This window comes from Pseudoflavonifractor sp. An176, assembly GCF_002160435.1.
Taxonomy (GTDB): Bacteria; Bacillota; Clostridia; order Oscillospirales; family Oscillospiraceae; genus Enterenecus; species Enterenecus faecium.
This window is the reverse complement of sequence record NZ_NFKO01000025.1, coordinates 1-21,363: the sequence shown is the minus strand read 5'-3', so window position 1 is coordinate 21,363 and position 21,363 is coordinate 1. Positions and strand designations below refer to the sequence as shown.

The 21,363-nt window shown below is 59.6% G+C and carries 24 protein-coding genes; 13 read left to right on the top strand and 11 right to left on the bottom strand.

Annotation, left to right across the window (positions count from 1 at the left end):
* Positions 1-83 precede the first annotated feature (83 nt).
* From B5F12_RS09315 to B5F12_RS12045, 3 genes are all read left to right on the top strand, one after another.
* Positions 84-1,571 carry a DUF1846 domain-containing protein gene (locus B5F12_RS09315; RefSeq protein ID WP_087233659.1) on the top strand — a complete coding sequence of 496 codons (1,488 nt, stop codon included), beginning with the start codon at positions 84-86 and terminating at the stop codon, positions 1,569-1,571.
* A gap of 358 nt (positions 1,572-1,929) precedes the next feature.
* Entirely contained in the window at positions 1,930-2,133 is a 204-nt protein-coding gene (locus B5F12_RS09310; RefSeq protein ID WP_087233656.1) for a helix-turn-helix transcriptional regulator, read from the top strand.
* A 5-nt stretch (positions 2,134-2,138) separates the two neighbouring features.
* Complete coding sequence (locus B5F12_RS12045; protein WP_204221544.1) at positions 2,139-2,303, top strand: hypothetical protein; 165 nt, start codon at positions 2,139-2,141, stop codon at positions 2,301-2,303.
* A 780-nt stretch (positions 2,304-3,083) separates the two neighbouring features.
* Here the strand turns inward: B5F12_RS12045 and B5F12_RS12040 are convergent.
* The 9 genes from B5F12_RS12040 to B5F12_RS09265 all read right to left on the bottom strand — a co-directional run bounded on the left by B5F12_RS12040 (position 3,084) and on the right by B5F12_RS09265 (position 13,186).
* A complete protein-coding gene (locus B5F12_RS12040; RefSeq protein ID WP_204221542.1) occupies positions 3,084-4,982 on the bottom strand; it encodes an AAA family ATPase in 1,899 nt (632 codons plus the stop codon).
* Positions 4,979-6,052 carry a metallophosphoesterase gene (locus tag B5F12_RS09300; protein WP_087233653.1) on the bottom strand — a complete coding sequence of 358 codons (1,074 nt, stop codon included), beginning with the start codon at positions 6,050-6,052 and terminating at the stop codon, positions 4,979-4,981. Before B5F12_RS09300 ends, B5F12_RS12040 begins: the two co-directional genes overlap by 4 nt.
* A gap of 12 nt (positions 6,053-6,064) precedes the next feature.
* On the bottom strand, positions 6,065-6,844 hold the full coding sequence (locus B5F12_RS09295) for a TIGR00282 family metallophosphoesterase (RefSeq protein ID WP_087233650.1): 780 nt from the start codon (positions 6,842-6,844) through the stop codon (positions 6,065-6,067).
* Between the two features lie 15 nt (positions 6,845-6,859).
* A complete protein-coding gene (locus B5F12_RS09290) occupies positions 6,860-8,116 on the bottom strand; it encodes a cytochrome c biogenesis protein CcdA (RefSeq protein ID WP_087233647.1) in 1,257 nt (418 codons plus the stop codon).
* Positions 8,117-8,140: 24 nt separating this feature from the next.
* Positions 8,141-9,328: a DEAD/DEAH box helicase gene (locus tag B5F12_RS09285; RefSeq protein ID WP_087233644.1), complete on the bottom strand. Its 1,188-nt coding sequence runs from the start codon at positions 9,326-9,328 to the stop codon at positions 8,141-8,143.
* A gap of 165 nt (positions 9,329-9,493) precedes the next feature.
* Positions 9,494-11,182 carry a glutamine--tRNA ligase/YqeY domain fusion protein gene (locus tag B5F12_RS09280; protein WP_087233641.1) on the bottom strand — a complete coding sequence of 563 codons (1,689 nt, stop codon included), beginning with the start codon at positions 11,180-11,182 and terminating at the stop codon, positions 9,494-9,496.
* Positions 11,175-11,921: an HD domain-containing protein gene (locus B5F12_RS09275; RefSeq protein WP_204221540.1), complete on the bottom strand. Its 747-nt coding sequence runs from the start codon at positions 11,919-11,921 to the stop codon at positions 11,175-11,177. Before B5F12_RS09275 ends, B5F12_RS09280 begins: the two co-directional genes overlap by 8 nt.
* Positions 11,922-11,948: 27 nt before the next feature.
* Positions 11,949-12,629, bottom strand: a complete 681-nt coding sequence (gene sfsA / locus B5F12_RS09270) for a DNA/RNA nuclease SfsA (RefSeq protein WP_087233638.1) — start codon at positions 12,627-12,629, stop codon at positions 11,949-11,951.
* Positions 12,626-13,186 carry an FUSC family protein gene (locus B5F12_RS09265; RefSeq protein ID WP_087233635.1) on the bottom strand — a complete coding sequence of 187 codons (561 nt, stop codon included), beginning with the start codon at positions 13,184-13,186 and terminating at the stop codon, positions 12,626-12,628. The genes sfsA and B5F12_RS09265 overlap by 4 nt, the downstream gene beginning before the upstream one ends.
* A 128-nt stretch (positions 13,187-13,314) precedes the next feature.
* Here B5F12_RS09265 and B5F12_RS09260 point away from each other — a divergent pair, with 128 nt between their 5' ends.
* Entirely contained in the window at positions 13,315-13,935 is a 621-nt protein-coding gene (locus tag B5F12_RS09260) for a DUF1643 domain-containing protein (protein WP_087233632.1), read from the top strand.
* Positions 13,936-13,970: 35 nt separating this feature from the next.
* Here B5F12_RS09260 and B5F12_RS09255 read toward each other — a convergent pair whose 3' ends face one another.
* Positions 13,971-14,495: a DUF6512 family protein gene (locus B5F12_RS09255; protein ID WP_087233629.1), complete on the bottom strand. Its 525-nt coding sequence runs from the start codon at positions 14,493-14,495 to the stop codon at positions 13,971-13,973.
* Positions 14,496-14,700: 205 nt separating this feature from the next.
* Between B5F12_RS09255 and spoIVB the strand changes: the two genes are divergently transcribed.
* The 9 genes from spoIVB to spo0A all read left to right on the top strand — a co-directional run bounded on the left by spoIVB (position 14,701) and on the right by spo0A (position 21,089).
* On the top strand, positions 14,701-15,747 hold the full coding sequence (spoIVB, locus tag B5F12_RS09250) for a SpoIVB peptidase (protein WP_242954935.1): 1,047 nt from the start codon (positions 14,701-14,703) through the stop codon (positions 15,745-15,747).
* A gap of 149 nt (positions 15,748-15,896) precedes the next feature.
* Positions 15,897-16,487 (top strand): hypothetical protein, encoded by a 591-nt coding sequence (locus tag B5F12_RS09245; protein WP_087233626.1) that lies wholly within the window; start codon positions 15,897-15,899, stop codon positions 16,485-16,487.
* Between the two features lie 20 nt (positions 16,488-16,507).
* Entirely contained in the window at positions 16,508-16,741 is a 234-nt protein-coding gene (locus B5F12_RS09240) for a helix-turn-helix transcriptional regulator (protein ID WP_087233622.1), read from the top strand.
* A 173-nt stretch (positions 16,742-16,914) separates the two neighbouring features.
* Positions 16,915-17,184, top strand: a complete 270-nt coding sequence (locus B5F12_RS09235; protein WP_087233619.1) for a hypothetical protein — start codon at positions 16,915-16,917, stop codon at positions 17,182-17,184.
* A gap of 81 nt (positions 17,185-17,265) precedes the next feature.
* A complete protein-coding gene (locus B5F12_RS09230; RefSeq protein WP_087233617.1) occupies positions 17,266-18,033 on the top strand; it encodes a hypothetical protein in 768 nt (255 codons plus the stop codon).
* 103 nt (positions 18,034-18,136) lie between these two features.
* Positions 18,137-18,853, top strand: a complete 717-nt coding sequence (locus B5F12_RS09225; RefSeq protein ID WP_143482369.1) for a hypothetical protein — start codon at positions 18,137-18,139, stop codon at positions 18,851-18,853.
* Positions 18,854-18,876: 23 nt separating this feature from the next.
* Entirely contained in the window at positions 18,877-19,122 is a 246-nt protein-coding gene (locus B5F12_RS09220; protein WP_087233611.1) for a hypothetical protein, read from the top strand.
* 141 nt (positions 19,123-19,263) lie between these two features.
* Positions 19,264-20,148: a MerR family transcriptional regulator gene (locus tag B5F12_RS09215; RefSeq protein WP_087233608.1), complete on the top strand. Its 885-nt coding sequence runs from the start codon at positions 19,264-19,266 to the stop codon at positions 20,146-20,148.
* Positions 20,149-20,327: 179 nt separating this feature from the next.
* Positions 20,328-21,089, top strand: coding sequence for a sporulation transcription factor Spo0A (spo0A, locus tag B5F12_RS09210; protein ID WP_087233605.1), 762 nt, complete (start codon positions 20,328-20,330; stop codon positions 21,087-21,089).
* Positions 21,090-21,165: 76 nt separating this feature from the next.
* Here the strand turns inward: spo0A and B5F12_RS12035 are convergent.
* Positions 21,166-21,363: hypothetical protein (locus B5F12_RS12035; RefSeq protein ID WP_204221530.1), on the bottom strand; the 198-nt coding region annotated here is incomplete at its 5' end.

Below are 21,363 nucleotides of genomic sequence, written 5' to 3'. Positions count from 1 at the left end.
CGGTGGGATATGTGATAAAATTTCGGGGATAATGTGTAAAGAGGGAGGATGGCTTCCGGGTGGCCGGGAGCCGACGTGTGAGGATGGCAAATAAAATCGGTTTTGACAATCAAAAGTACCTGGAGATGCAGTCCGCCCACATTCGGGAGCGAATTTCCCAGTTTGGCGGCAAGCTGTACCTGGAGTTTGGCGGCAAGCTCTTTGACGACTACCACGCCTCCCGGGTGCTGCCTGGGTTTGCCCCGGACAGCAAAATCCGCATGCTGTTGGAGCTGCGGGACAGCGTAGAGGTGGTCATTGCCATCGCTGCCGCCGCCATTGAGCAGAACAAGGTGCGGGGCGATCTGGGCATCACCTACGACGAGGACGTGCTGCGCCTCATTGACACCTTCCGCTCCAAGGGCCTGTATGTGGGCAGCGTGGTCATCACCCAGTATGCCGGGCAGCCCGCCGCCGACGCCTTCAAGCGCCGCCTGGAGGACCTGGGTGTCACGGTGTATCTCCACTATCCCATTGCCGGGTACCCCCACGACATTCCCCACATCGTCTCCGACGAGGGCTATGGCCGCAACGACTACATTGAGACCACCCGGCCCCTGGTGGTGGTCACTGCCCCCGGCCCTGGCTCTGGCAAAATGGCCACCTGCCTGTCCCAGCTCTATCACCACCACCGCCGTGGGGTGAAGGCGGGCTATGCCAAGTTTGAGACCTTCCCCATCTGGAACCTGCCCCTCCAGCACCCGGTGAACCTGGCCTATGAGGCCGCCACCGTGGACCTCAACGACGTGAACATGATCGACCACTTCCACCTCCAGGCCTATGGCCAGACCACGGTGAACTACAACCGGGATATTGAGGTGTTCCCCGTGCTCCGGGCCATGTTCGAGCAGATCATGGGGGAGAGCCCCTACAAGTCTCCCACCGACATGGGCGTGAACATGGCGGGCAACTGCATCGTGGACGACGAAGTGGTGCGAGCCGCCGCCTGTCAGGAGATCATCCGCCGCTACTACACCGCCCTGTGTGACGTGCGCCGGGGCCAGGGGGACAAGGAGAGCGTGTACAAGCTGGAGCTGCTGATGAAGCAGGCCGGGGTGTCCACCGCCGACCGCCCCGTGGTGGCCGCCGCTGAGGCCCGGGCCGAGGAGACGGGAGAGCCTGCCGCCGCCATCGAGCTGCCCGACGGCACCATCGTCACCGGCAAGACCACTGAGCTTATGGGCTCCTCCTCTGCCGCCCTGCTCAACGCGTTGAAGAAGCTGGCCGGGCTGGGGGATGAGGTGCACATGATCTCCCGAGAGGCCATTGAGCCCATCCAGAAGGTGAAGATTCAGCACCTGGGCAGCCAGAACCCCCGTCTGCACAGCGACGAGGTGCTCATTGCCCTGGCCATCTCCGCCGCCACCGATCCCCAGGCGGATCTGGCCCTGTCCCAGCTGGACAAGCTGCGGGGCTGTGACGCCCACTCCTCGGTGATTCTCTCCGCCGCGGACAGCAATGTGTATCAGAAGCTGGGCCTGCGCATGACCTGCACCCCCCAGTATCAGAGCAATAAGCTGTATCATAAGTGAGAAATGCCCCCTGGAAGCATTGCTTCCAGGGGGTTACTGTTTCCCTGCATGGGGGCAATGGGAGTCCGTACAGTGGAGACACTCTTGGTCCGTGATAGAAGTGTAGCAGCACATCAGATAATCGCATTCATCACAGCAGCACTCGATGGGAATGCCGGAATCATCACAATGCTGTCCGTTTCCCGGGCAGTCTTTGCCGAGATTTCCGGGAATTAAAATTGTGCCAGTTATATCAATAATCATCATTTCCTTCCTTCCCTGCCAAACTAATGTTTACATTATATAATGTAATAGTCTATTTTGGAAGAGGAAAAATAAGGTATGCTCTCATCAAAAATATAGGATGTGAAGATACCTTATGATTAAGTTAGATGTTCTGCGCCTTCTGGAAGAGCAGGGAAGGACGAAATACTGGCTTTATAAGCAGCTGGGCATGAGCTACCAGAATTTCAACCGCATGGTGAACAACGAGACCAAATCCATCCGCTATGAGAACATTGAGACCATGTGTCTGCTGCTGAACTGTACGCCCAACGACTTGTTTGTCATCACGGAGGACTAAAACCCATGTTTGAGGTGAAAAAGCCCCACAATTCCAACAAGACCATCCGAATGCCGGATGATTTGATTCAAAAGCTGCAAAAAGTGGCGGATGAGAACGACATCTCCTTTAATCAGCTGGTGATACAGTGCTGTGAGTATGCTTTGGGTCATCGAGATGACCCGGCGTAAGCCGGGGCGGAGGAACTGATCGTTTGATCAACGTGGTATCAGGCTTGCCAGCCTAGGGGACGCGCTCCCCGCAGGGGGTTCCTTTCTGCTGCCAGAAAGGAACCAAAGACCACCAAAGGCGGGGCCTTCCCCCGCCTTGTGGAATCCACCCCGCGGTACTGGGTGGAGGGTGCACCTTCCTCTGTTCGGCCCTTGGCCTGGTTCATGTCACATAGATGGCGTGGAGATTCTAGAGAGAGTCGCTGCTCCTCTGTGTGGTTGTTCTTCTACCGCCAGGGCCTTACCCTGGTGCGCCGCTGTTCCCAGCGGTCGGTGACTTGGCAGCGCAGTTTTTGAGGGCTAGGCACAAAAAGCCCCTGAAAATTGCCGCATTTCTTGCGTTGTTGGGCGTAGGGGAGGGGCTTGCCCCTCCCGAATCCCCCAGGGCAATGCCAGGGAACCAACGGGCCGGGCAAGCCACGGCCCCTACCACAGCACCACAGGAGGTGCGGCGGAGTCCTTTGGCTCCCTCCGGGAGGGAGCTGTCTGCGTAAGCAGACTGAGGGAGCAAGCGGGCGGCTGTACCTACAGGTCAGCACAGAGCGCAGACCTTCACCAGACTTCCCGGCCACTCTGGCACACTCCGCCCATTGTGCCAATACCCTTGGGTGCCTACTACAGGCTCCCTCCGAGCCGACTTACGTCGGCCCACCTCCCTCCCTGAGGGAGGATTTGAGCCTGGCAGTCACCTACATAGAAACAAAAAACACCCTGGAAACAGCTGCTTCCAGGGTGTTTTTTTCATAGTTGGGTGACATTCGCCCCGTGCTGCTCCCCCCACGCCGCGTCCCGGCTGTGACAGGAGAAGAGAAGCACTTGCCGCTCCCGGGCTTGCTGGGCCAGCAGCTCCAGGGCTGCGGCGGCCCGGGTATCGTCGAAGTTTGCCAGGGTGTCGTCCAACACCAGAGGGGCCTGGGGGGCAGTGAGGTCACAGAGGGCCAAACGCAGGGCCAGATACAGCTGCTCCTGGGCACCCGCTGAGAGAAACAGCTGGGAGTGGGGGAGCTGCACCCCCTCCTGCTCCACTTGGGCGGACAGGTCCCGGGCCAGGGTCAGCCCACAGTGCCGTCCCCCGGTGAGTCGGCCCAGGAGCTGCCCCGCCTTCTCATTCAGAGCAGGGGAGAACCGCTGGCGCAGGGTGGCGTTGGCCTCCTCCAGCCCCTCCAGGGCCAGGGTGAGGGCCTGATACTCCTCCTGCCGCTGGGCAATCTGTCCCGCCAGCTCGTCCCGGCGGCTCTCCGTTTCCAGCGTGTCCCGGCCCAAGGCCCCGGTGGCCTGGTCCAGGCGGGTCTGCCACTGGGCCATCTGGCCCTCCACCTGCCGCAGCTGGGCGGTGAGCACGTGGGGGTCTGCGGTGGGTGGCGTCACGGAAGATACGGGACGCTGGGCTCCCTGGGCCTCCAGGTCTGCCACACGCTCCCCGGCGTGGTGTACCTGGGCCTCCAGCTGCTGCCGCTGGGTCAGCCAGTCCAGATACCGCTGCAACGCCTCCTGCATGCTTTCCCCCTGGGGCGGGGCGGGGGAGTACAGAATTTTATCGTACTTGCCCATTTTGGCCACCAATACCATGGCCACAAGGACAGCCGCCGCCATGCACCCGAAGCCCACAAAGGACAGGGGGTACAGGGTGAGGAAAAAGCCCAGGATGATGAGCAGCAGGCCCCCCACACCCAGTATCGGCACCCACAGCCTCAAAGCGGCGGACAGGCGGTTCCGGCTGGCCTTGGCCTGCTGCCGCTGGCGGCTGTGCTCCTGGCCCTGCTGACTGAGGTTCCCCGCCTGCTCCATGGCCTGGGCGGCGGTGAGCCCCCGGAAGCGGGGGTCCGGGGCGGGGAGAGACTCCAGAGCCTGTTGGGCCTGGGCCTGCTGCTGGAGGGCCTGGGCATACCGCTGGTTGAGGGCCTGCTGGCGGTAGGCCTGGTGCTGCTCCAGTTGGCGCTCCAGCTGCTGCTTGCGCACGTGCAGCCCAGCCAGCTCCTGCCGAGCTTGGGCCTGGGTCTGCCGAGCCTGGGCGGTGTCCTCCAGGGTGCGGCGCACCTGCCCCAGCTCTCCCTCCAGCTGTGGGATGAGCCCGGTGGAGCGGTTGGCCTGGCGGCGGTTGCGCCAGTCCTTCAAGGTGCGCACGGTGGCGGAGTAGGAGACCTCCTCCTCTCCGGTGGTGGCCAGAGCGGCGATGCGCCGCTCCAAATCCGGGGCGGCGGTGACGGCGGTGTCCCCCTGGCCCACCAGGGCGCAGCGGACAAACACCTCCCGGCTCACCCCTGTGAGGGTCTCTCCCACGTTGGCGGAGGTGAGGAAGGGCACCGGGTCCCCGGTGGCGGTGTACACCGCCTCAAAGCCCCCGAAGGGGCCGGAGCGGTTGGCAAAGCGGCGCAGAGTGATGCGCTGCCCCTGCCACTCCAACCGGAGTTCCCCCGCCATAGCGGCCCCAGACCAGGGTTGATACTTGGTTTTCTGGGCCAGATGCCCCGCCTTATCCCGCTCCCGGGTGTCAATGCCGTAGAGCATGGCGGTGAGGAAGGCCGCCCAGGTGGATTTTCCACATTCGTTGGGGGCGGTGAGGATGTTCAGCCCGGGGGAGAGGGTGAGGGTGGCCCCCTCCAGCTTGCCGAAGGTGGCGGTCATGGAGATGATGTTCATGCTCGAATGTCCTCCTCTCCCTCCAGGGCAGCCAGCCCGAAGCGGGTGGCCAAAATGAGCCGGGCCTGCTCCTCTGGGGGAGCTACCCGGATTTTTTCCGACATGGTGCGCAGGAAAAGGCCCGTCAGCGAGTCCTCTCCCGCCCGCTGCCACAGCTGTTTGGGCAGGGTGGTGGCGTCGGTGACCTCCACGTAGAAGAAATAGGGGGCTGCCTGCTGGGCGATGGAGGCCAGAGACGGCACCGTCTCCGCCTCTCCGGTGAGGGTGAGGCGCACCAGGTCGTCGGAGTACTCCAGCCCCGTCAAGGTCTGGTACAGGGTGGAGATGTCCACTTCCTGGGTGCGGTACTCCCGGCAGCACAGGGGGACGAACTTGGCGGTAGTCCCCTGGTGGGTCACGTCGACGATGAGACAGCCCTTTTCTCCCGCCTCGTCAAAGCCCCGGCCCTCGGGACAGCCCGGGTAGGCCCAGGCGGTATTGCCCTCAAATTGCAGCCCCGAATAGCGGTGGATGTGGCCCAAAGCGGCGTAGTGTGCCCCGGTGGCTCCCAGCTGGCCGGGCAAAATGGGGGCGTAGCGGCCCATAGGGGCCACCTCCCCGTGGACAAAGAGAAGGTGCAGCCTCCCATCCTCTGGCACGGTGTACCCAGACAGGGGGGAGTCCTCCCGGTGGGGAGCAGTAAAGGCGCAGCCGTGGACCACGGCATGGAGCTCAGGAAGTTCCACAGCTTCCATCTGGGGTGTGGAAAAGATGTGGACGTTGGTGGGCCACTGGGCGGTGGCGTAGGGGGACTGGTTGGTGTAGGGGTCATGGTTGCCGGGGGCGATAAAGACGGGGACGGACAGCTCCCCCAGGGCCTGGGTGAGGGCCTGGATGGACTGGGGGTAGACCCGCTCTGCATCCAACAAATCTCCCCCCAGCAGCACCAGATCTGCCCCCTCCGCCTGGGCCAGCTGGGCCAGACGGCGGGGGAGGTCCCGCAGTTCCCGCCGCCGTTGGGCGGCCTGGGGGGCGGGGAGGCTGCTGAGGGGGGAGTCCAGGTGGAGGTCCGCGGCGTGTAGAATACGCATGGGGAGTCCTCCTTATCCGTCAATGTCCACCCGCTCCACGCTGAGGCAGCGGCGGGTGTTGGTGTCGATGGTAAACAGCACCCCGTCCATGCCGCAGGGGCCGTCGGCGGGCTGGAACCGCTGGGGCAGGCCGCCCAGGAAGCGGTTGATGGCCTGGGAGGGGTGAATGCCGATCACCGACTGGGTGGGTCCGGTCATGCCCAGGTCGGTGACAAAGCCCAGCCCCTTGGGAAAGACCTGGGGGTCGGCGGTGGGCACGTGGGTGTGGGTGCCCCACAGGGCCTGGACCCGCCCATCCAGATACCAGCCCAGGGCGATTTTCTCGCTGGTGGCCTCGGCGTGGAAGTCCACCAGGGTGAGGGTGGCGTCCCCCTCCTTCAAAATCTCGTCCATCTTGGTGAAGGGGTTGTCGAAGTTGGAGTCCATGCCGCAGCGGCCAATGAGGTTGACCACCCGGATGGTGGTGCCCCGGGGGCCGTCGAAGATGCCCCAGCCCCGGCCGGGGGCCCGGCTGGTGTAGTTGGCGGGGCGTAGGATATAGGGGTTGCGCTCCATCTCGTCCACGATCTGGCGCTTGCCCCAGGTGTGGTTGCCCATGGTGATCACATCCGCCCCGGCGGAGAAGATGTCCCGGGCCTGCTGGGGCATCAGGCCGTTGGAGGCGGCGTTCTCCCCGTTGACCACGGTAAAATGAATGTCATACTGGCGGCGGAGGGTGGGCAGGTGGCGGCAGAGGAAGTCCACGCCGCTCTCGCCTACCACGTCTCCAATGGCCAGAACACGAAGTTCCATACAAAAGCCTCCCGGTTAGGAATTGGCCCCGTCCATGGTCTGCTGGATGATGTCGTCAAACACCTCCCGGGACTGTGCTCCCATGATATATCCATAGACGTTGCCGTTTTTGTCGATCATAAAGGTGGTGGGGAAGGAGGAGATGCCGTAGGAGTAGAAGAGGCTGGCATCTTCGTTCATGAGGGTGGGGTAGGTGTACCCGTTTTCCTCCAAAAAGGCGGTGATGTCCTCTGTGGAGCCCTCCTGGCCCAGGTTGGGGGCAGCTACCCCCAGCACCACCAGGTCCTTCTCGTTGTTGCCGTAGTCCTCGTACACCGCCTGCAAGTCGGGCATCTCACTGCGGCAGGGCCCGCACCAGGTGGCCCAGAAGTTTAAAAGAATGGTTTTCCCCTTGTACTGGTCCAGGGTGTGGGTGTTGCCGAACTGGTCGGTGAGGGTGAAGTCCAGGGCGGGAATGGGGGCCTGGCTCTCCTCTGGGGCGTCGGTGGCCTCTGGAGTGTCTGTGGCTTCCGGCTGTTGGGTCACCTGGACGGTGGGGGTGGCCTGGGGGTCAGAGCCCGCCAGGGACCCGGACAGGGTGTCCATCCACCCGGTGACCATGAGAAGGCCGATGACCACCAGCAGCGCCCCGCCCACCTTCACGGTGTAGCGCACCACGTTGCGGTGTTTCTGGAACAGCTTCAACAGTCCCCCGGCAAACAGGGCCACCGCCAGGAAGGGCAGGACAAAGCCCAGGGTGTACAGGCCGATGAGGGCGAAGCCCTGGAGGGCGGTGTCCGCGGAGCCCGCCATGAGCAGCACGCTGGCCAGGGCGGGACCCACGCAGGGGGTCCAGGCAAAGGAGAAGGTGAAGCCGAACACCAGAGCCACCAGAGGGCTCATGGCCAGCTTTTGCAGGGGGAAGCGGATGCGCCGGTCCTGCTCCAGGGCCATGGGGCGAAAGACCCCCAGTTGGAACAGACCAAAGGCGATGATGAGAATGCCGCCCACCTGGATGATGATCTTCTGATACTGGTGCAGGGCCTGACCCAGGGCGGTCATGCCAAGGGCCAGCAAGAAGAAGGCGGCGGAAATGCCGATGACAAAGAATAAGGTGTTCACTAGGGTTTTCACCCTTGAGGTCTGGGCCCCCTGGGCGTCTCCCATGCTGCCGGACAGGTAGCCCAGGTAGAGGGGGAGGAGGGGGAGGACGCAGGGGGAGAAAAAGCTCAGAATGCCCTGGACAAAGACGGTGACCAGGGAGACGGATACGGAGAGGTCAAATCCAGACATACATACCTTCCTTCAAACGAGAATTTAGTTGTTTTCGCCGTCCACCAGCATGAGACAGCCATCCTTATCATATTTCAAAAGCTGGATATCCATGCGGGTGTTGCGGGCAATGTCCCGCATCCGCACCGCCTCGGTCACCGAGGCCACCAGGGTGTAGGCCACGCCGTGGCGCTTGGCTCGGCCGGTACGGCCCACCCGGTGGACGTAGTTTTCCTGCTCGTCGGGCACGTCGTAGTTAAACACCACGTCCACGTCGTCAATGTCCAGGCCACGGGCGGCCACGTCGGTGGCCACCAGCACCCGCAGCTGTCCGACTTTGAACTGCTGGAGGGTCTTCTCCCGCACCCGCTGCTGGATGTCGCCATGGATGGCCTTGCAGGAGATGCCACGCATGGACAGCAGGCCCGCCAGGCGGTCGGTCATGTTCTTGGTGTTGCAGAAGGCAATGGCACGCTCATACTCCCCGCCCTCCAGCAGGGCGATGAGAGTCTCCAATTTCTGTTCCCGGCCCTCCAAATCAATGCGGTACTGCTGGATGTCCGGGCGGTTCTCCTCCACGGGACGCACCGTGATCTCCACCGGGTCCCGCTGGTACACCCAGGAGATGTCCATCACCTCTCGGCTGATGGTGGCGGAGAAGAGACCTAAGTTTTTCCGGTGTGGGATTTTGTCCAGGATGCGGGTGACGTCCTGGATAAAGCCCATGTCCAGCATCCGGTCGGCCTCGTCCAGCACCACGGTCTGGACCCCGTCCAGGCGCACGGTGCGCCGCTTCATGTGGTCCATGAGCCGGCCAGGGGTGGCCACCACGATCTGGGGCCGATGTTTCAGCTGGGTAATCTGCTTGTCAATGGGCTGGCCGCCGTACAGGCACACAATGCGCACCCCCTCCCGGAAGGCGCACAGGTCCCGCAGCTCGTCCCGAATCTGCACCGCCAGCTCCCGGGTGGGGGCCAGGATGAGTCCCTGCACCTGGTCGGACTCCGGGTCCACATGCTCCACCATGGGGATGCCGAAGGCGTAGGTCTTGCCGGTGCCCGTGGGGGCCTTGGCCACCACGTCCCGTCCCTGCATGAAGTAGGGGATGGCCCCGCCCTGGATGGCGGTGGCCTGGGTGAAGCCCTTTTTGTCCAGGGCCTTCATAATGGCCTCGGACAGGTTCATATCTTTGTAAAAGTAGGTATCTTGTACCACAACTCCATCAATTTCCATGGTATAGGTCCTTTCTATCTCGTACAATTAGAGTCTAAGGTAGTATATCATATCCCCCGGCATACCGTAAAGCCCAACCTCCATGGATTTCTCAGGCCCAGACCTGCCCAGTGAGACAGAAAAAGCCGGAAGCAGCGGTTTTGCTGCTTCCGGCGAAAACATCACTTATTGAGGCTTGAAGCTGTCCTTCAGGGACACGGCTCGGTTGAACACCAGGTGCTCGGGGCTGCTGTCCCGGCTGTCGGCACAGAAGTAGCCCTGACGCATGAACTGGAAGCGGTCGGCCTTCTGGGCACCTGCCAGGCTGGCCTCCACCTTGGCGCCCTGGAGTACCTCCAGAGAGTGGGGGTTCAGGCAATCCAGGAAGTTCTTGTCTCCGGCATCGGGATCGGGATCGGAGAACAGGTTGTCATACAGGCGAATCTCCGCATCCAGAGCGGTGGCGGCGTCCACCCAGTGGATGGTGGCGCCCTTCACCTTGCGGCCGTCGGCGGGATTGCCGCCCCGGGACTCGGGGTCATAGGTGGCCAGCACCTCTACCACGTTGCCGTTTTCGTCCTTGACGCATCCGGTGCAGGTGATGAGGTAGGCACCTTTCAAACGGCACTCCAGACCGTTGGGGGTCAGGCGCTTGTACTTGGGGATGGGAGTCTCCAGGAAGTCCTCCGCCTCAATGTACAGGTTGCGGGAAAAGGTGACGGTGCGGGTGCCGTCCTCGGGACGGTTGGGGTTATTCTCCACCTCGAAGGTCTCGCTCTGGCCCTCGGGATAGTTGGTGATGGTCAACTTCACGGGGCGCAGCACCGCCATCACCCGCTGGGCGGTCTCGTTCAGGTCCTCCCGCAGGCAGTACTCCAAAAAGGCGTACTCAATGGTATTGGTGGCCTTGGCCACGCCGATGCGCTCGCAGAAGTTGCGGATGGAACGGGGGGTGTAGCCACGGCGGCGCAGGCCGCACAGGGTGGGCATACGGGGGTCATCCCAGCCGGACACCCGGTGCTCCTCCACCAGCTGGCGCAGCTTGCGCTTGCTCATCACGGTGTAGTTGATACCCAGGCGGGCAAACTCGATCTGGCGGGGCTTGTGGTAGGGGATGGACACGTTGGACACCACCCAGTCGTACAGGGGGCGGTGGTCCTCAAACTCCAGGGAGCACAGGGAGTGGGTGATCCCCTCCAGGGCGTCCTCAATGGGGTGAGCGAAGTCGTACATGGGGTAGATGCACCACTTGTTGCCCTGGCGGTGGTGATGGGCGTGGTTGATGCGGTAGATCACCGGGTCCCGCATGTTGAAGTTGCCGCTATTGAGGTCAATCTTGGCACGCAGGGTATATTTGCCGTTTTCAAACTCACCGGCCCGCATCCGGGCGAACAGGTCCAGAGACTCCTCAATGGGACGGTCACGCCAGGGAGAGGTGGCGGGGACACCGATGGAGCCGCGGTTGGCACGGAACTCCTCGGGAGTCAGCTCGCACACGTAGGCCAGGCCCTTCTTAATGAGCTCCACGGCATACTCGTACATCTTCTCAAAATAGTCCGAGGCGTAGAAGAATCGGTCGCCCCAGTCAAAGCCCAGCCAGTGGATGTCCTCCTGGATGGCCTCCACGTACTCGGTATCCTCCTTGGCGGGGTTGGTGTCGTCCATACGCAGGTTGCACAGACCGCCGTACTTCTCGGCGGTGCCGAAGTCGATGGTCAGGGCCTTGCAGTGGCCGATGTGGAGATAGCCGTTGGGCTCGGGGGGAAAACGGGTGTGGACGGTCATGCCTTGGTACTGGCCGCCCTGTGCAATATCCTCATCAATGAAATTGTGGATAAAATTCTGGGACACTACGGGGTTGAGTTCCTCAGGCATAGGGACACGCTCCTTCATTCGTTAATAACCTATTTATTATACCGTCACAGGCGGGAAAAAGCAACGAATTTTTCCAGGCCTGTGGGCAGTTAGAGAATCTGGGTGCTGTTGCGGAGCTGATCTTGCAGCCGCTGGTAGAAGGAAATGTAATATTCCAGCCGCTGCACCCACAGAGCGGTGGCGGTGGGGAGCCAAAAGGCAGGCCTTTCAACTGCTCCAGCCGCTCCAAGGAGGTATTCACCATGTCCTGTTTCTCGGGAAGGGTCAGGCTGCTGAAGTTCTGGTATTCCAGGGTCTCATAGATGCGGTAGGCGTCGAAGCGGTCAATGTTGTCCGCATCCCCTACAAGGTTGGAGAATGCGGTGTGTTCCCAGGTGAAATCCGCCTTATCATCCACATGAATGGCGATGGCATAGCAGATGGTGTTGATGCGGTCCGGGTCCAGCCCCTGCTGCTCCAAAAAGGTCCGGGCAATGGCGGCAGAGCGGCGGCCATGGTTGCGCTGTGCCTCTTGGGTGGGCATCTCCTCACAGTATGCAATGTCGTGGAGCAGTCCGGCAATGACGGCGTCGGTCACGTCCAGGCCCTCCTGCTGGGCGATGTACTTGGCCAGATTGGCCACCCGATAGGAGTGCTGGATGCGATATGCTCCATCTGTGGGATGAGCTTGCAGGTAAGGACTGTTGGAAAAGGTATCTTTGAGAAATTGTTCCGTACGTTCCACGAACGCTTGGTCCATGGGGGACTCCTCCTATGTATCGGAAAGTTACAGCTTTACTGCCACCGGCTCGGCCATGGTCAGGGTGTCCGGGGTGACGGTGCACTCCAGAGCCAGCACTTGGACCCCCGCCTTGGCGGCCTGGCGCAGGGCAGCGCCAAACTCCGGGTGGGTGGCATCGTTGGGGGCGAAATCTTTCATGCCCGCCATCTGAATGACAAAGCACACGGCGGCCTCATAGCCCTCTTGCAGGCTGGCTTCCAGCTCTTGTAGGTGGCGCACGCCTCGGGTGGTGGGGGCGTCGGGGAAGCGGCAGTGGCCGTCTTCCTCCAGGGTGCATCCCTTCACCTCCACAAAGCCCCGGCGGGGGCCCGCTTCCCAGTAGAAGTCAAAGCGGGAGTTACCCCAGGTGGTCTCCGGGCGCAGCAGGGTGAGGCCGGGGACGAAGTGTCCCGCCCTGGCCCACTCAGCAAAGACCTGGTTGGGGGCCTGGGCGTCCATGTTCACCAGCAGGCCGTCCTTGTCTACGGCGATGAGGTCATAGGGGGTCTTGCGCTTGGGGTTGTCCCCTGGGGTGAGGTAGACGGTGCGGCCGGGGATGAGCAGTTCCCGGCACCGCCCGGTGTTTTTTACATGGACCGTTTCCGTGCGCCCGTCCACTTCCACCTGGGCTACAAAGCGGTTGGGGCGGGAGAGAAAACGGGCGGGAAGGACCTGGGGATATGTCATGTTTTGGGCTCCTTGGGTGTGGTGTCGGTGGTGGAAGGGGGCTCGGCAGGGGCGGCAACCTCTTCCGGTTTGGGGTGGTAGGGCAGCAGCAGGTCGATGACACAGGTCACCGCCACGCCCGCCAGGGTGTCCACCATACGCTGGAGGGCGAAGAGGGCGGGGGAACTGTCCGTGTTGTGGTTGACGGTGACGCACAGAAACACCACGCAGGACAGAGAGGCGCTGGAGGGCCGCTTGAGCACCAGGGCGGTGCGAATGAGGGGGATGATGGTGAGGGACACCAGGGTATAGCGCAGTAAGTCCAGATTCTCAGCGTGGAAAAACTCCAGGCCGTAGAGGATGATGATACCGTACAGGCCGCCCACCAGGGTGCCGATGGCCCGGTTCACCGAGGAGGTGATGGTCTTGTCGGTGGAGTTCTGCATGCAGATGACCGCGGCAATCATAGAATAAAAGGCGGGCTCGCCCCGCACATAGCCGAAGATACCGCAGATAAACACGGCAATGACGGTCTTTACCATGCGCATGCCCACCCAGTGATGGCGCTGCTTTGGCATAAACAGCCCCCCTCTCCAAAGTCGATATCAGTATGATAAACGACCGGGAGAAAAAAAGCAAGGCGGGGACGCTTTCCATTTCCCCGTCCCCGTGGTATGATGGGAAAAAACATCAAGGAGGACCCTCCATGCACATTCCCAGCGGCGAAACCAGCTTGCTTGAGCTGTTGCCCTTCCAAGAGGCGCTGGACCAGGCGCTCACCCCCAAAGAGGACTATGACGTCAATCGGTGGCTGTATGTGCCCCCCTTCTACTGCGAGTACCGATACATTCTGGCCACCCGGGGCAAGCGGCCCCTCATCTGTGTGGGCATCAACCCCTCCACTGCCGCCCCCAACGATCTGGACAACACCTTGAAGTCGGTGGAGCGGGTGGCCCTCCACAACGGCTTTGACAGCTTTGTCATGTTCAACGTCTACCCCCAGCGGGCCACCGACCCGGACCACATGGAAAAGCACTGCAATGAGACGCTCCACCAGGAGAATATGCGGGCTTTTGACTATGTTTTGTCTCTCTACGAGGACATTCAGCCCGCCATCTGGGCGGCCTGGGGCACCATCATCGAAAAGCGGGACTATCTGCCCGCCTGTGTTCGGGACATGATTGCCATCGGCCAGACCCACTCGGCGGCCTGGTACACCGCCGGGAAGCGCTCCAAGAAGGGACATCCCCACCACCCCCTGTACCTCCGTAAGGACAGCGGCCTGGATCCCTTCGACGTAGAGGAGTATCTCAACAGCCTCGACTAAAAAAATCTGCACCGGGAATCCCGGTGCAGATTTTTTTACTTGGGCAGGATATAAAAGGTGGGAGTATGTTTGCTCAGGTCCAGGAATACTACCATATCCGGGGGGAAGAAGGTGAACCAGATCATCATCCAACCCACCGCCAGAGCCGCCACCAGGCAGAGGGTGGGAAGGAAGGGGTGCTGGGTGAGGGGGGCCAGGACCTGGGCCAGCACAAACCCTGCCACCATGAGTACCACATACAAAATGAGGTCAAAGGCCATCCCTTCGCCCTGGAAGGGGACGTGGTAGAGGTAGCTCAGCAGCAGCATGGCCCCGCCGATGATGGGCAGGGTCAACAGCCAGGGGGCCAGACCGTCCAGACCACGGCCATGGGTGAGATACAGCCCGGACAGCAGCAGGGGGATGAGGAGGATTTTCAGATGTTCCCACAGGCTCTCCCGCACCGGAGAGACCAGAGCGGTGATGGGGCTGGGCAGCCAGGAGAAGAGAAAATGAAGCCCTACCCCCAAGATCAGGGCGGCAATCAAGGTAAAAATCGTCTTTTTTTGAAAAATTTTCACAGCTCTCACCTCGTTTCTTACTACAAGTTATGCCCGCAGTGGGGCAAACTATGAATGAAACCGTGGTGAAACACAAAAGTTTTTTCGCTTCATTTCGGGCTTTTCCAAAAGGCCCTCCCTTTTCCACGGAAGAAACCCCGCCGTCTCAGGCACATTAAGGATTGGGCGAACGCCCAAATTGTGAACGAAGAGGCGGTGAGGATCATTGAACGAAGAGATCAAACCATGGGTGGGGATGACCCAGGCGGTGCTGCGGGTCGTCCTGGTGGTGCTGGTGGTAGCTCTGGCCCTGTGGCCAGTCCTGGGCAGCGCCAGAGCCGACACCTTGAAAGTGGTCCCAGTGGGGCGTGCCGTGGGCATCAAGCTCTTCTCCGATGGCGTTGTGGTGGTGGGAACATCGGAAATCTCCACCCAGAACGGGGCGGTGAATCCGGCCAAGGACTGCGGTCTGCGGGAGGGGGACATCATCACCCATATCAACTCCACCGAGGTGGATACCATTGAGGAGGTGTCTGCCCTCTTGCAGGAGCTGGAGGGGGAGACCATGAGCATCCGGGCCATCCGCAATGAGGAGCAGGTGCAGCTGACCGCCCAGGCGGTGCTGTGCTCCGCCGACGGGGAGTATAAGCTGGGGGCCTGGATTCGGGACTCCATGGCGGGCATTGGTACCGTCACCTTCTACTGTCCCCAGACCGGGACCTTCGGGGCACTGGGCCACGGCATCAACGACGTGGACACGGCGCTGCTCATGCCCCTGGAGAGCGGCAGCATTCTGCCCGCTACGGTCTCCGGGGTGGACAAGGGGCAGTGTGGAACCCCGGGACAGCTGCGTGGCATCTTTGAGGCGGATGTGACCCTGGGTGAACTGGACGACAACACCTCCTGTGGCATCTACGGCACCATGACCGACACCAGTTGGTTTTCCGGCCAGGCGGTGGAGGTGGCCAGCCGGGACCAGGTGAAGGCGGGGAAGGCCACCATCCTCAGCAACATCTCCGGCAACCAGGTGGAGGAGTACGAGATTGAGATTCTCAAGGTCTACCCGGACAGCCAGGACGGGGGCCGGGACTATCTCATCCACGTCACTGACCCCCGGCTGCTGGACAAAACCGGAGGCATTGTCCAGGGCATGAGCGGCTCCCCCATTCTCCAAAACGGCAAGATCATCGGGGCCGTCACCCACGTCATGGTGGACGACCCCACCTCTGGCTATGGCATCTATATTGGAGACATGCTCCAGGCGGCAGGATAAGACCAGGGCGAGGACACGAGTTGAGTGCCCTCGCCCTTCTTATATAGTACATATAAAATTTAATGTTTATCATTAAAAATATATTGACAAAGATATATACCCCTCGTATAATGCAAGTAGAGAAACCCACAAAATAAGGAGGGAGCTATATGGAGAAAATTATGAAATCCACCAAGCTGGTGCAGAAAATCCTGCGAATTCTGTTTTGGATTGTCGTCGTTGTCAGCGTTGTCTCTGCATGTATCATGATTGCATCGTTGATTTTTATGGATGATACAGCAGTCATCCAGGGTGTTTCCATTACGATTGGAAATTACAGGTTGAAACTCAGCCAGGGGTACTCCCGCGCACAACTGATCAACATTTTATGGATGTCCTTGGCGAACATTGTCCTTTACGGGGGCCTTTCCTGTTACGCGATCCGAATCCTTCAAGGTATTTTTGAACCAATGACACAGGGAAAACCGTTCAACACGGCGGTGAGCGACGGGTTGAAAAAGCTATCCTATGCGGTCTTGATTTTTGGTGTGGTTCGACTGATTCTTCAACTGGCAACAAACATGGTTTACGACCAGATGATTGATATTTCTTCCCTGTTTGCTGCAAACATGGTGGAATCCTGCTCCTTAACCGTGGTAGGAGATGGTGATTTTATTATTTGGTTCTTTTTGATCCGGCTGTTTCGGCGCATTTTTATGTATGGAGAAACCTTGCAACAGCTGTCCGATGAGACGCTGTGACGTGAAATGAGGAGAAACTTATGCCCATTGTATTACGATTGGATCGGGTCATGGCAGACCGGAAAATGTCGCTCAATGCCCTGGCGGAAAAGGTTGGTATCGCCAATGTAAACCTGTCGAAAATCAAGACGGGGAAGGTCAGCGCCATCCGCTTTTCCACCTTGGAGGCCATTTGTGAGGCGCTACACTGTCAACCGGGGGATATTTTGGAGTACATGCCGTCTCAGACCGATGAGGACGGGAAGGACGAATAACATGGAGATACAAAAGCAGGATGGTGTAGGCCATCCTGCTTTTGCCATAGCCCGAGTATTCTGAAAAAAGTTCGTGACGAGAGAGGAAAAGCATAGTACAATATAGGCGTTTATCCGTGCTGTTCAAATGGAAACAGACAAAATATTGCATACATGGAAGGGAGTGTTCCACGATGAAAGACAGGCTGTCCAAACTGACCGTTGCCAGTGGAATCCTGGGCCTTGTCCTCTTGTTTGGGGTCATGCTGTCTGGAGCGGCATATCCCAGCTTGGTGTTTCGCATCGGTGCCCCCTTGGGATTGCTGTTTGTCTTTCTCAGCGTGGGGCTGCTGGGGTTGCGGTATTTGCGGGACATCTGTGAGGCCGTTCGGGAGAAACAATGGATGTTGGCCGGGGCGCTGGTGATAATGTTGTTGGTCGCAGGCGTGCTGATGCTGATTTGAGTAGACGGGGGGAACGATTGTTTTACACCCTCTATATGGAAGATCACATGCAGATGTGGTACAATACCAGGAGAGAGAAAAATGGGAAAGGTAGGTGTGAATATGCAGCGTCTGAGAGAGTTGAATGGATATCAAAAGGGTGTTTTGATTTTGATGGCGGCTATGGTGCTGGTGTTCACTGTGCTCTATCCGATCCTCACCTCCCGCCAGGCCTATTCCTACCGGGATGGCCTGTTGCTGCGTACCCAGGAGGGAGAGAATACGGTGTACCAGGGGAAGGTGTATGGAGAAACGGCCCGCTTCACCGTGTCCCCGGACCAAACCGTGGAGTTTTACTACGGGGAGAAGGCCTACGGCCCCTATACCGTCCTGGAAGACCCGAACCTGGTGGATTTGCCGGAGGGGGTGCGGGGCATCCAGCTGCAGCGGAGAGGGGAGACCTTCTTTTACGGCGGTGTATCCGGGGAGGGTGAGACCTTCCGTGTGTACCGTCAGGATGGCAGCCAGATGCATCGGGACAGCTCCATGGAGATATCCTTCGATGTATACGGGAATCTTACAAGTATGATGGAGCCTTCGGCCTACACCATCCTGGAGGTCATGTTTGGCCCGGAGCTGACCCATCCGGGGAGCTGGTGGGGATGGGTCCTGGGCGTGGTCATTTGTGTGGCCACGGCCCTCACCATCCTGTATGCCGACGAGCTGTTCCGCTTCCATCTTCTCTTTGAAATTAGCAACGTGGAGGAGGCAGAGCCCTCTGGGTGGGAGATGGCCAGTCGATATATCTCCTGGACGCTCTTGCCTGTGTTGGCACTGGCGGTCTTTATCTTAGGATTATTGTACTGGTAAAACAGGGCGGAAGCTGGATCGCTTCCGCCTTATGTTTTCCCTCTGTCTTTTTTGAAGACTTTATGGTAGAATAAATCTAATACAGATGAGGCAGGTGCAGACCTTGGACACTTGGAAATTGCTGATCGGGCTGGTTGTGGTGCTGGTGCTCTCGGGCGTGGCGGTGATTGTGTGGGCGGTTCTCCCGTCCCACCGGAACAGACGCTCGGGTCCCCCCAGCGGAACGCCCGCCTGGCGGGAGAAGCAGTACGATGAAGAGGGGTATGACCCCCGAGGGTACGACCGGGAAGGCTATGACCGCCTGGGGTACGACACCCGGGGCTATGACCGCAACGGGTATGATTGGCAGGGGTATGATTCCCGGGGCTACAATCGAGAGGGCTATGACCGATTTGGCTATGATAAGCAGGGCTATGATCGGGAGGGCTACGACCGCCGGGGATATAATATCCATGGCAAGGACCTCCAGGGGCGGTATAATCGCCTCTACGATGTGGCCGATTATGCAGACTCCTTGTACAGCTCCGAGGGCTTTCTCAGCCCCCAGCGCTATCCGGTGGGGGTGACAGTCCACGCCAAGGAGCGCATGCTGGAGCGGATGCAGGGAAAGACGGTGGAGAACCTCCAAGACCTGGCCATGAAGGCCTACTGCTTCGGCAAAAGCGCCCGGCAGCTCAAACGCACCTCCGCCCGGCTGGTGCAGGAGATTCAGGAGCAGCACGGGGACGGCGTGGTGCTGATCTACCACGGCTATGTGTACATTTTCTCCAGCGACAACCAGCTGATTACCGTCTACCGCAATGAGCGCATTCCTTTGTGATGAGATGAGGAGGAACTACGATAATGGAACAGGAAAAGGAACTTCAGAGCCCCCGCAGCCGTCGGGAGCATGTGAGCACCTTCCGGCGCTATCGGCTGGGGTGGGTGCTGCTGGGCATGATCGCCACGGAGGTGGCGGTGGTGTTGGCCAATGGCAGCGTCGCGGCAGCCATCATGCTGCCCCTGATTGTGGGCGCCTTTATTTTCCGTTCGGCCTTGGTGGAAAACTACAACCGAAGACAGGCCGAGGAAACCCAAGAGAACCAGTGAGAGCAGCCAAGAGGCGGGATGTGTCCGCCTCTTGGCTGGTTGTTTCTGTGGGTGAAAGGAAATCTTTTTTGCAAAAACCCTTGACCTTCCACCAGGTGAAAGGTGTATTTTGACACCAGAGCCAGAGAGGAGGCGCATGATATGAATATCAAAGAGGCAGAGAAACTGACGGGAATTTCCAAGCGCAACATCCGATTTTACGAGCAGAAGGGAATGCTGCACCCCGCCCGCAATCAGGACAACGACTACCGGGACTACTCGTCCCAGGATATTGAGCGGCTCAAACTCATCCGAGCCCTGCGCATGGTGGATATGCCCTTGGAGGAGATTCAAAAGGTACTGGACGGGAAGACGTCCCTGGAGGACGCCGCCACGGCCCAGGAGCGGCAGCTGCGGGAGCGGGTGCAGGAGGTACAGACCGCCATCCGGTTTTGTAAATCCCTCCAAGGGCTGAGCGGGGACGCAGAGGTGGACGCAATTTTGCGGGAGATGGACCGGGAGGAAAACCGGAAGCACCTGTTTACCCAGTGGAGAGAGGACTACAAAAAGATGTGCAAGTTCCTCCAGAAGGCCACCTTTACCTACATCCCCGAGGGGGCCGTGACCAACGCCCGGGAGTTTACCCAGGCGCTGTTGGACTTCGCCCGGGAGAACCAGGTGGACATCACCATCACCAAAGAGGGGATGTACCCGGAATTTACGTTGGATGGGGTGGAATACACCGCAGAGCGGCTGTACACCCAGATGGGCCGGGCGCCGGTTGCCACCGTGCGCTGCACCGCCAAGCACCCGGAGACCTTGGAACCGGACCTGCCCGCTGGGAAGAAGCGGGCCATGAAGCTGCTGCACTTTGCCTGGATTCCCCTGGTCATGATTTTGGTGTCGGTGATGATGGTGGCCCGCAACGGCGGGCTGCCCTTCCTGGCCACCTTGGACGGGGTGGTGCTGGGGATTGTCTTCCCTCTGGTGGTGGGGGTCATGTTGTACCGCTCCATGCTCTTTTACTACAATAACAAGAACAAATAACGAAACTTCAATCATCCTGTAGGAAAAACAGCGGCTGAGAGATTACAAAATTTGACAATCCTGTCGAACGAAAGTGGAAACTATGGCTTGCCAGATCGGGCATTCTGTGGTATTTTAGAGGTACAGGAAAAAGATGGTAAAACCAGACTGACTCCACTTGAGAAAGGATTGTCACACAGATGAGCGATGTGAAGAAGATCATCATTGCGGATGCCTCAGAGGAGTACCGCGGGATGTTGGCGGACGCCCTGGGGGACCGTGAGGATATGGAGGTCGTGGCCCAGACCGGGGACGGGGAAGCGCTGTTGGACCTGGTGGCCAAGCATCAGCCACAGGGGATTATCATGGACTTGATGCTCACCGGGATGGACGGGTTGGAGGTACTGGAGCAGCTGGGGCCCAATCGGCCCAGGGTGGTGGTGCTCTCCGCCTTTTCCCATTCCGCCCTGGCCCAGCAGGTGAAGGAGCGGGGGGCGGATTACTGTATGCTCAAGCCCTGCCGTCTGTCTGCGGTGGTGGAGCGCATGGCCCAGCTGTGCGATCAGACCCAGGAGCGCCAGACCCACCAGGAGGAGGAAGAGTGGGATTTAGAACGGAAGATCACCTCCATCATCCATGAGATTGGGGTGCCTGCCCACATCAAGGGCTACCAGTATCTCCGGGTGGCCATTGCCATGGCGGTGGAGGATATGGGGATGATCAACGCCGTGACCAAGGTGCTCTATCCCGAGGTGGCCAAGCGGTTTGGTACCACCGCCAGCCGGGTGGAGCGGGCCATCCGCCACGCCATCGAGGTGGCCTGGGACCGGGGGGACCTGGAGGTGCTGCAGTGGTACTTCGGCTACACCGTGTCCAACACCAAGGGCAAGCCCACCAACAGCGAGTTTATCGCCATGATTGCCGACCGCATCGCCCTGGAGCGGGACAAACGGGCGGGATAACTGCATAAAAGAAAAAATGGGTCTGTTGCAAAATGCTGTTTTCAGACCCGAGCGAAAAATTTGTGCATTAAAAAAGTTATTGAGAACCGCATTCTTGGCGGTTTTCAATAACTTTTTCTCTGGTCTTATTTTTCAAAATTCTATTCTGCAACAGGCCCAAAAGAAAAGGATGTGTCGCAAAACGTAAGTTTTGTGGCACATCCTTTTTTACTCTCAACAGCAAAAACGAATCCAGTATGTGGAACTTCCGCAGCGTTTTGGGCATGCAAAAGCC

Coding starts and splice junctions, on each gene's coding strand:
- B5F12_RS09285 (WP_087233644.1), bottom strand. CDS start 9,328: ATGGAAATTGATGGAGTTGTGGTACAAGATACCTACTTTTACAAAGAT.
- B5F12_RS09260 (WP_087233632.1), top strand. CDS start 13,315: ATGCACATTCCCAGCGGCGAAACCAGCTTGCTTGAGCTGTTGCCCTTC.
- spo0A (WP_087233605.1), top strand. CDS start 20,328: ATGAGCGATGTGAAGAAGATCATCATTGCGGATGCCTCAGAGGAGTAC.
- B5F12_RS09315 (WP_087233659.1), top strand. CDS start 84: ATGGCAAATAAAATCGGTTTTGACAATCAAAAGTACCTGGAGATGCAG.
- B5F12_RS09310 (WP_087233656.1), top strand. CDS start 1,930: ATGATTAAGTTAGATGTTCTGCGCCTTCTGGAAGAGCAGGGAAGGACG.
- B5F12_RS09265 (WP_087233635.1), bottom strand. CDS start 13,186: ATGCCAAAGCAGCGCCATCACTGGGTGGGCATGCGCATGGTAAAGACC.
- B5F12_RS09230 (WP_087233617.1), top strand. CDS start 17,266: ATGGGAAAGGTAGGTGTGAATATGCAGCGTCTGAGAGAGTTGAATGGA.
- B5F12_RS09220 (WP_087233611.1), top strand. CDS start 18,877: ATGGAACAGGAAAAGGAACTTCAGAGCCCCCGCAGCCGTCGGGAGCAT.
- sfsA (WP_087233638.1), bottom strand. CDS start 12,629: ATGACATATCCCCAGGTCCTTCCCGCCCGTTTTCTCTCCCGCCCCAAC.
- B5F12_RS09300 (WP_087233653.1), bottom strand. CDS start 6,052: ATGCGTATTCTACACGCCGCGGACCTCCACCTGGACTCCCCCCTCAGC.
- B5F12_RS09295 (WP_087233650.1), bottom strand. CDS start 6,844: ATGGAACTTCGTGTTCTGGCCATTGGAGACGTGGTAGGCGAGAGCGGC.
- B5F12_RS09245 (WP_087233626.1), top strand. CDS start 15,897: ATGGAGAAAATTATGAAATCCACCAAGCTGGTGCAGAAAATCCTGCGA.
- B5F12_RS09290 (WP_087233647.1), bottom strand. CDS start 8,116: ATGTCTGGATTTGACCTCTCCGTATCCGTCTCCCTGGTCACCGTCTTT.
- B5F12_RS12045 (WP_204221544.1), top strand. CDS start 2,139: ATGTTTGAGGTGAAAAAGCCCCACAATTCCAACAAGACCATCCGAATG.
- B5F12_RS09280 (WP_087233641.1), bottom strand. CDS start 11,182: ATGCCTGAGGAACTCAACCCCGTAGTGTCCCAGAATTTTATCCACAAT.
- B5F12_RS09215 (WP_087233608.1), top strand. CDS start 19,264: ATGAATATCAAAGAGGCAGAGAAACTGACGGGAATTTCCAAGCGCAAC.
- B5F12_RS09235 (WP_087233619.1), top strand. CDS start 16,915: ATGAAAGACAGGCTGTCCAAACTGACCGTTGCCAGTGGAATCCTGGGC.
- B5F12_RS12040 (WP_204221542.1), bottom strand. CDS start 4,982: ATGAACATCATCTCCATGACCGCCACCTTCGGCAAGCTGGAGGGGGCC.
- B5F12_RS09275 (WP_204221540.1), bottom strand. CDS start 11,921: ATGGACCAAGCGTTCGTGGAACGTACGGAACAATTTCTCAAAGATACC.
- B5F12_RS09240 (WP_087233622.1), top strand. CDS start 16,508: ATGCCCATTGTATTACGATTGGATCGGGTCATGGCAGACCGGAAAATG.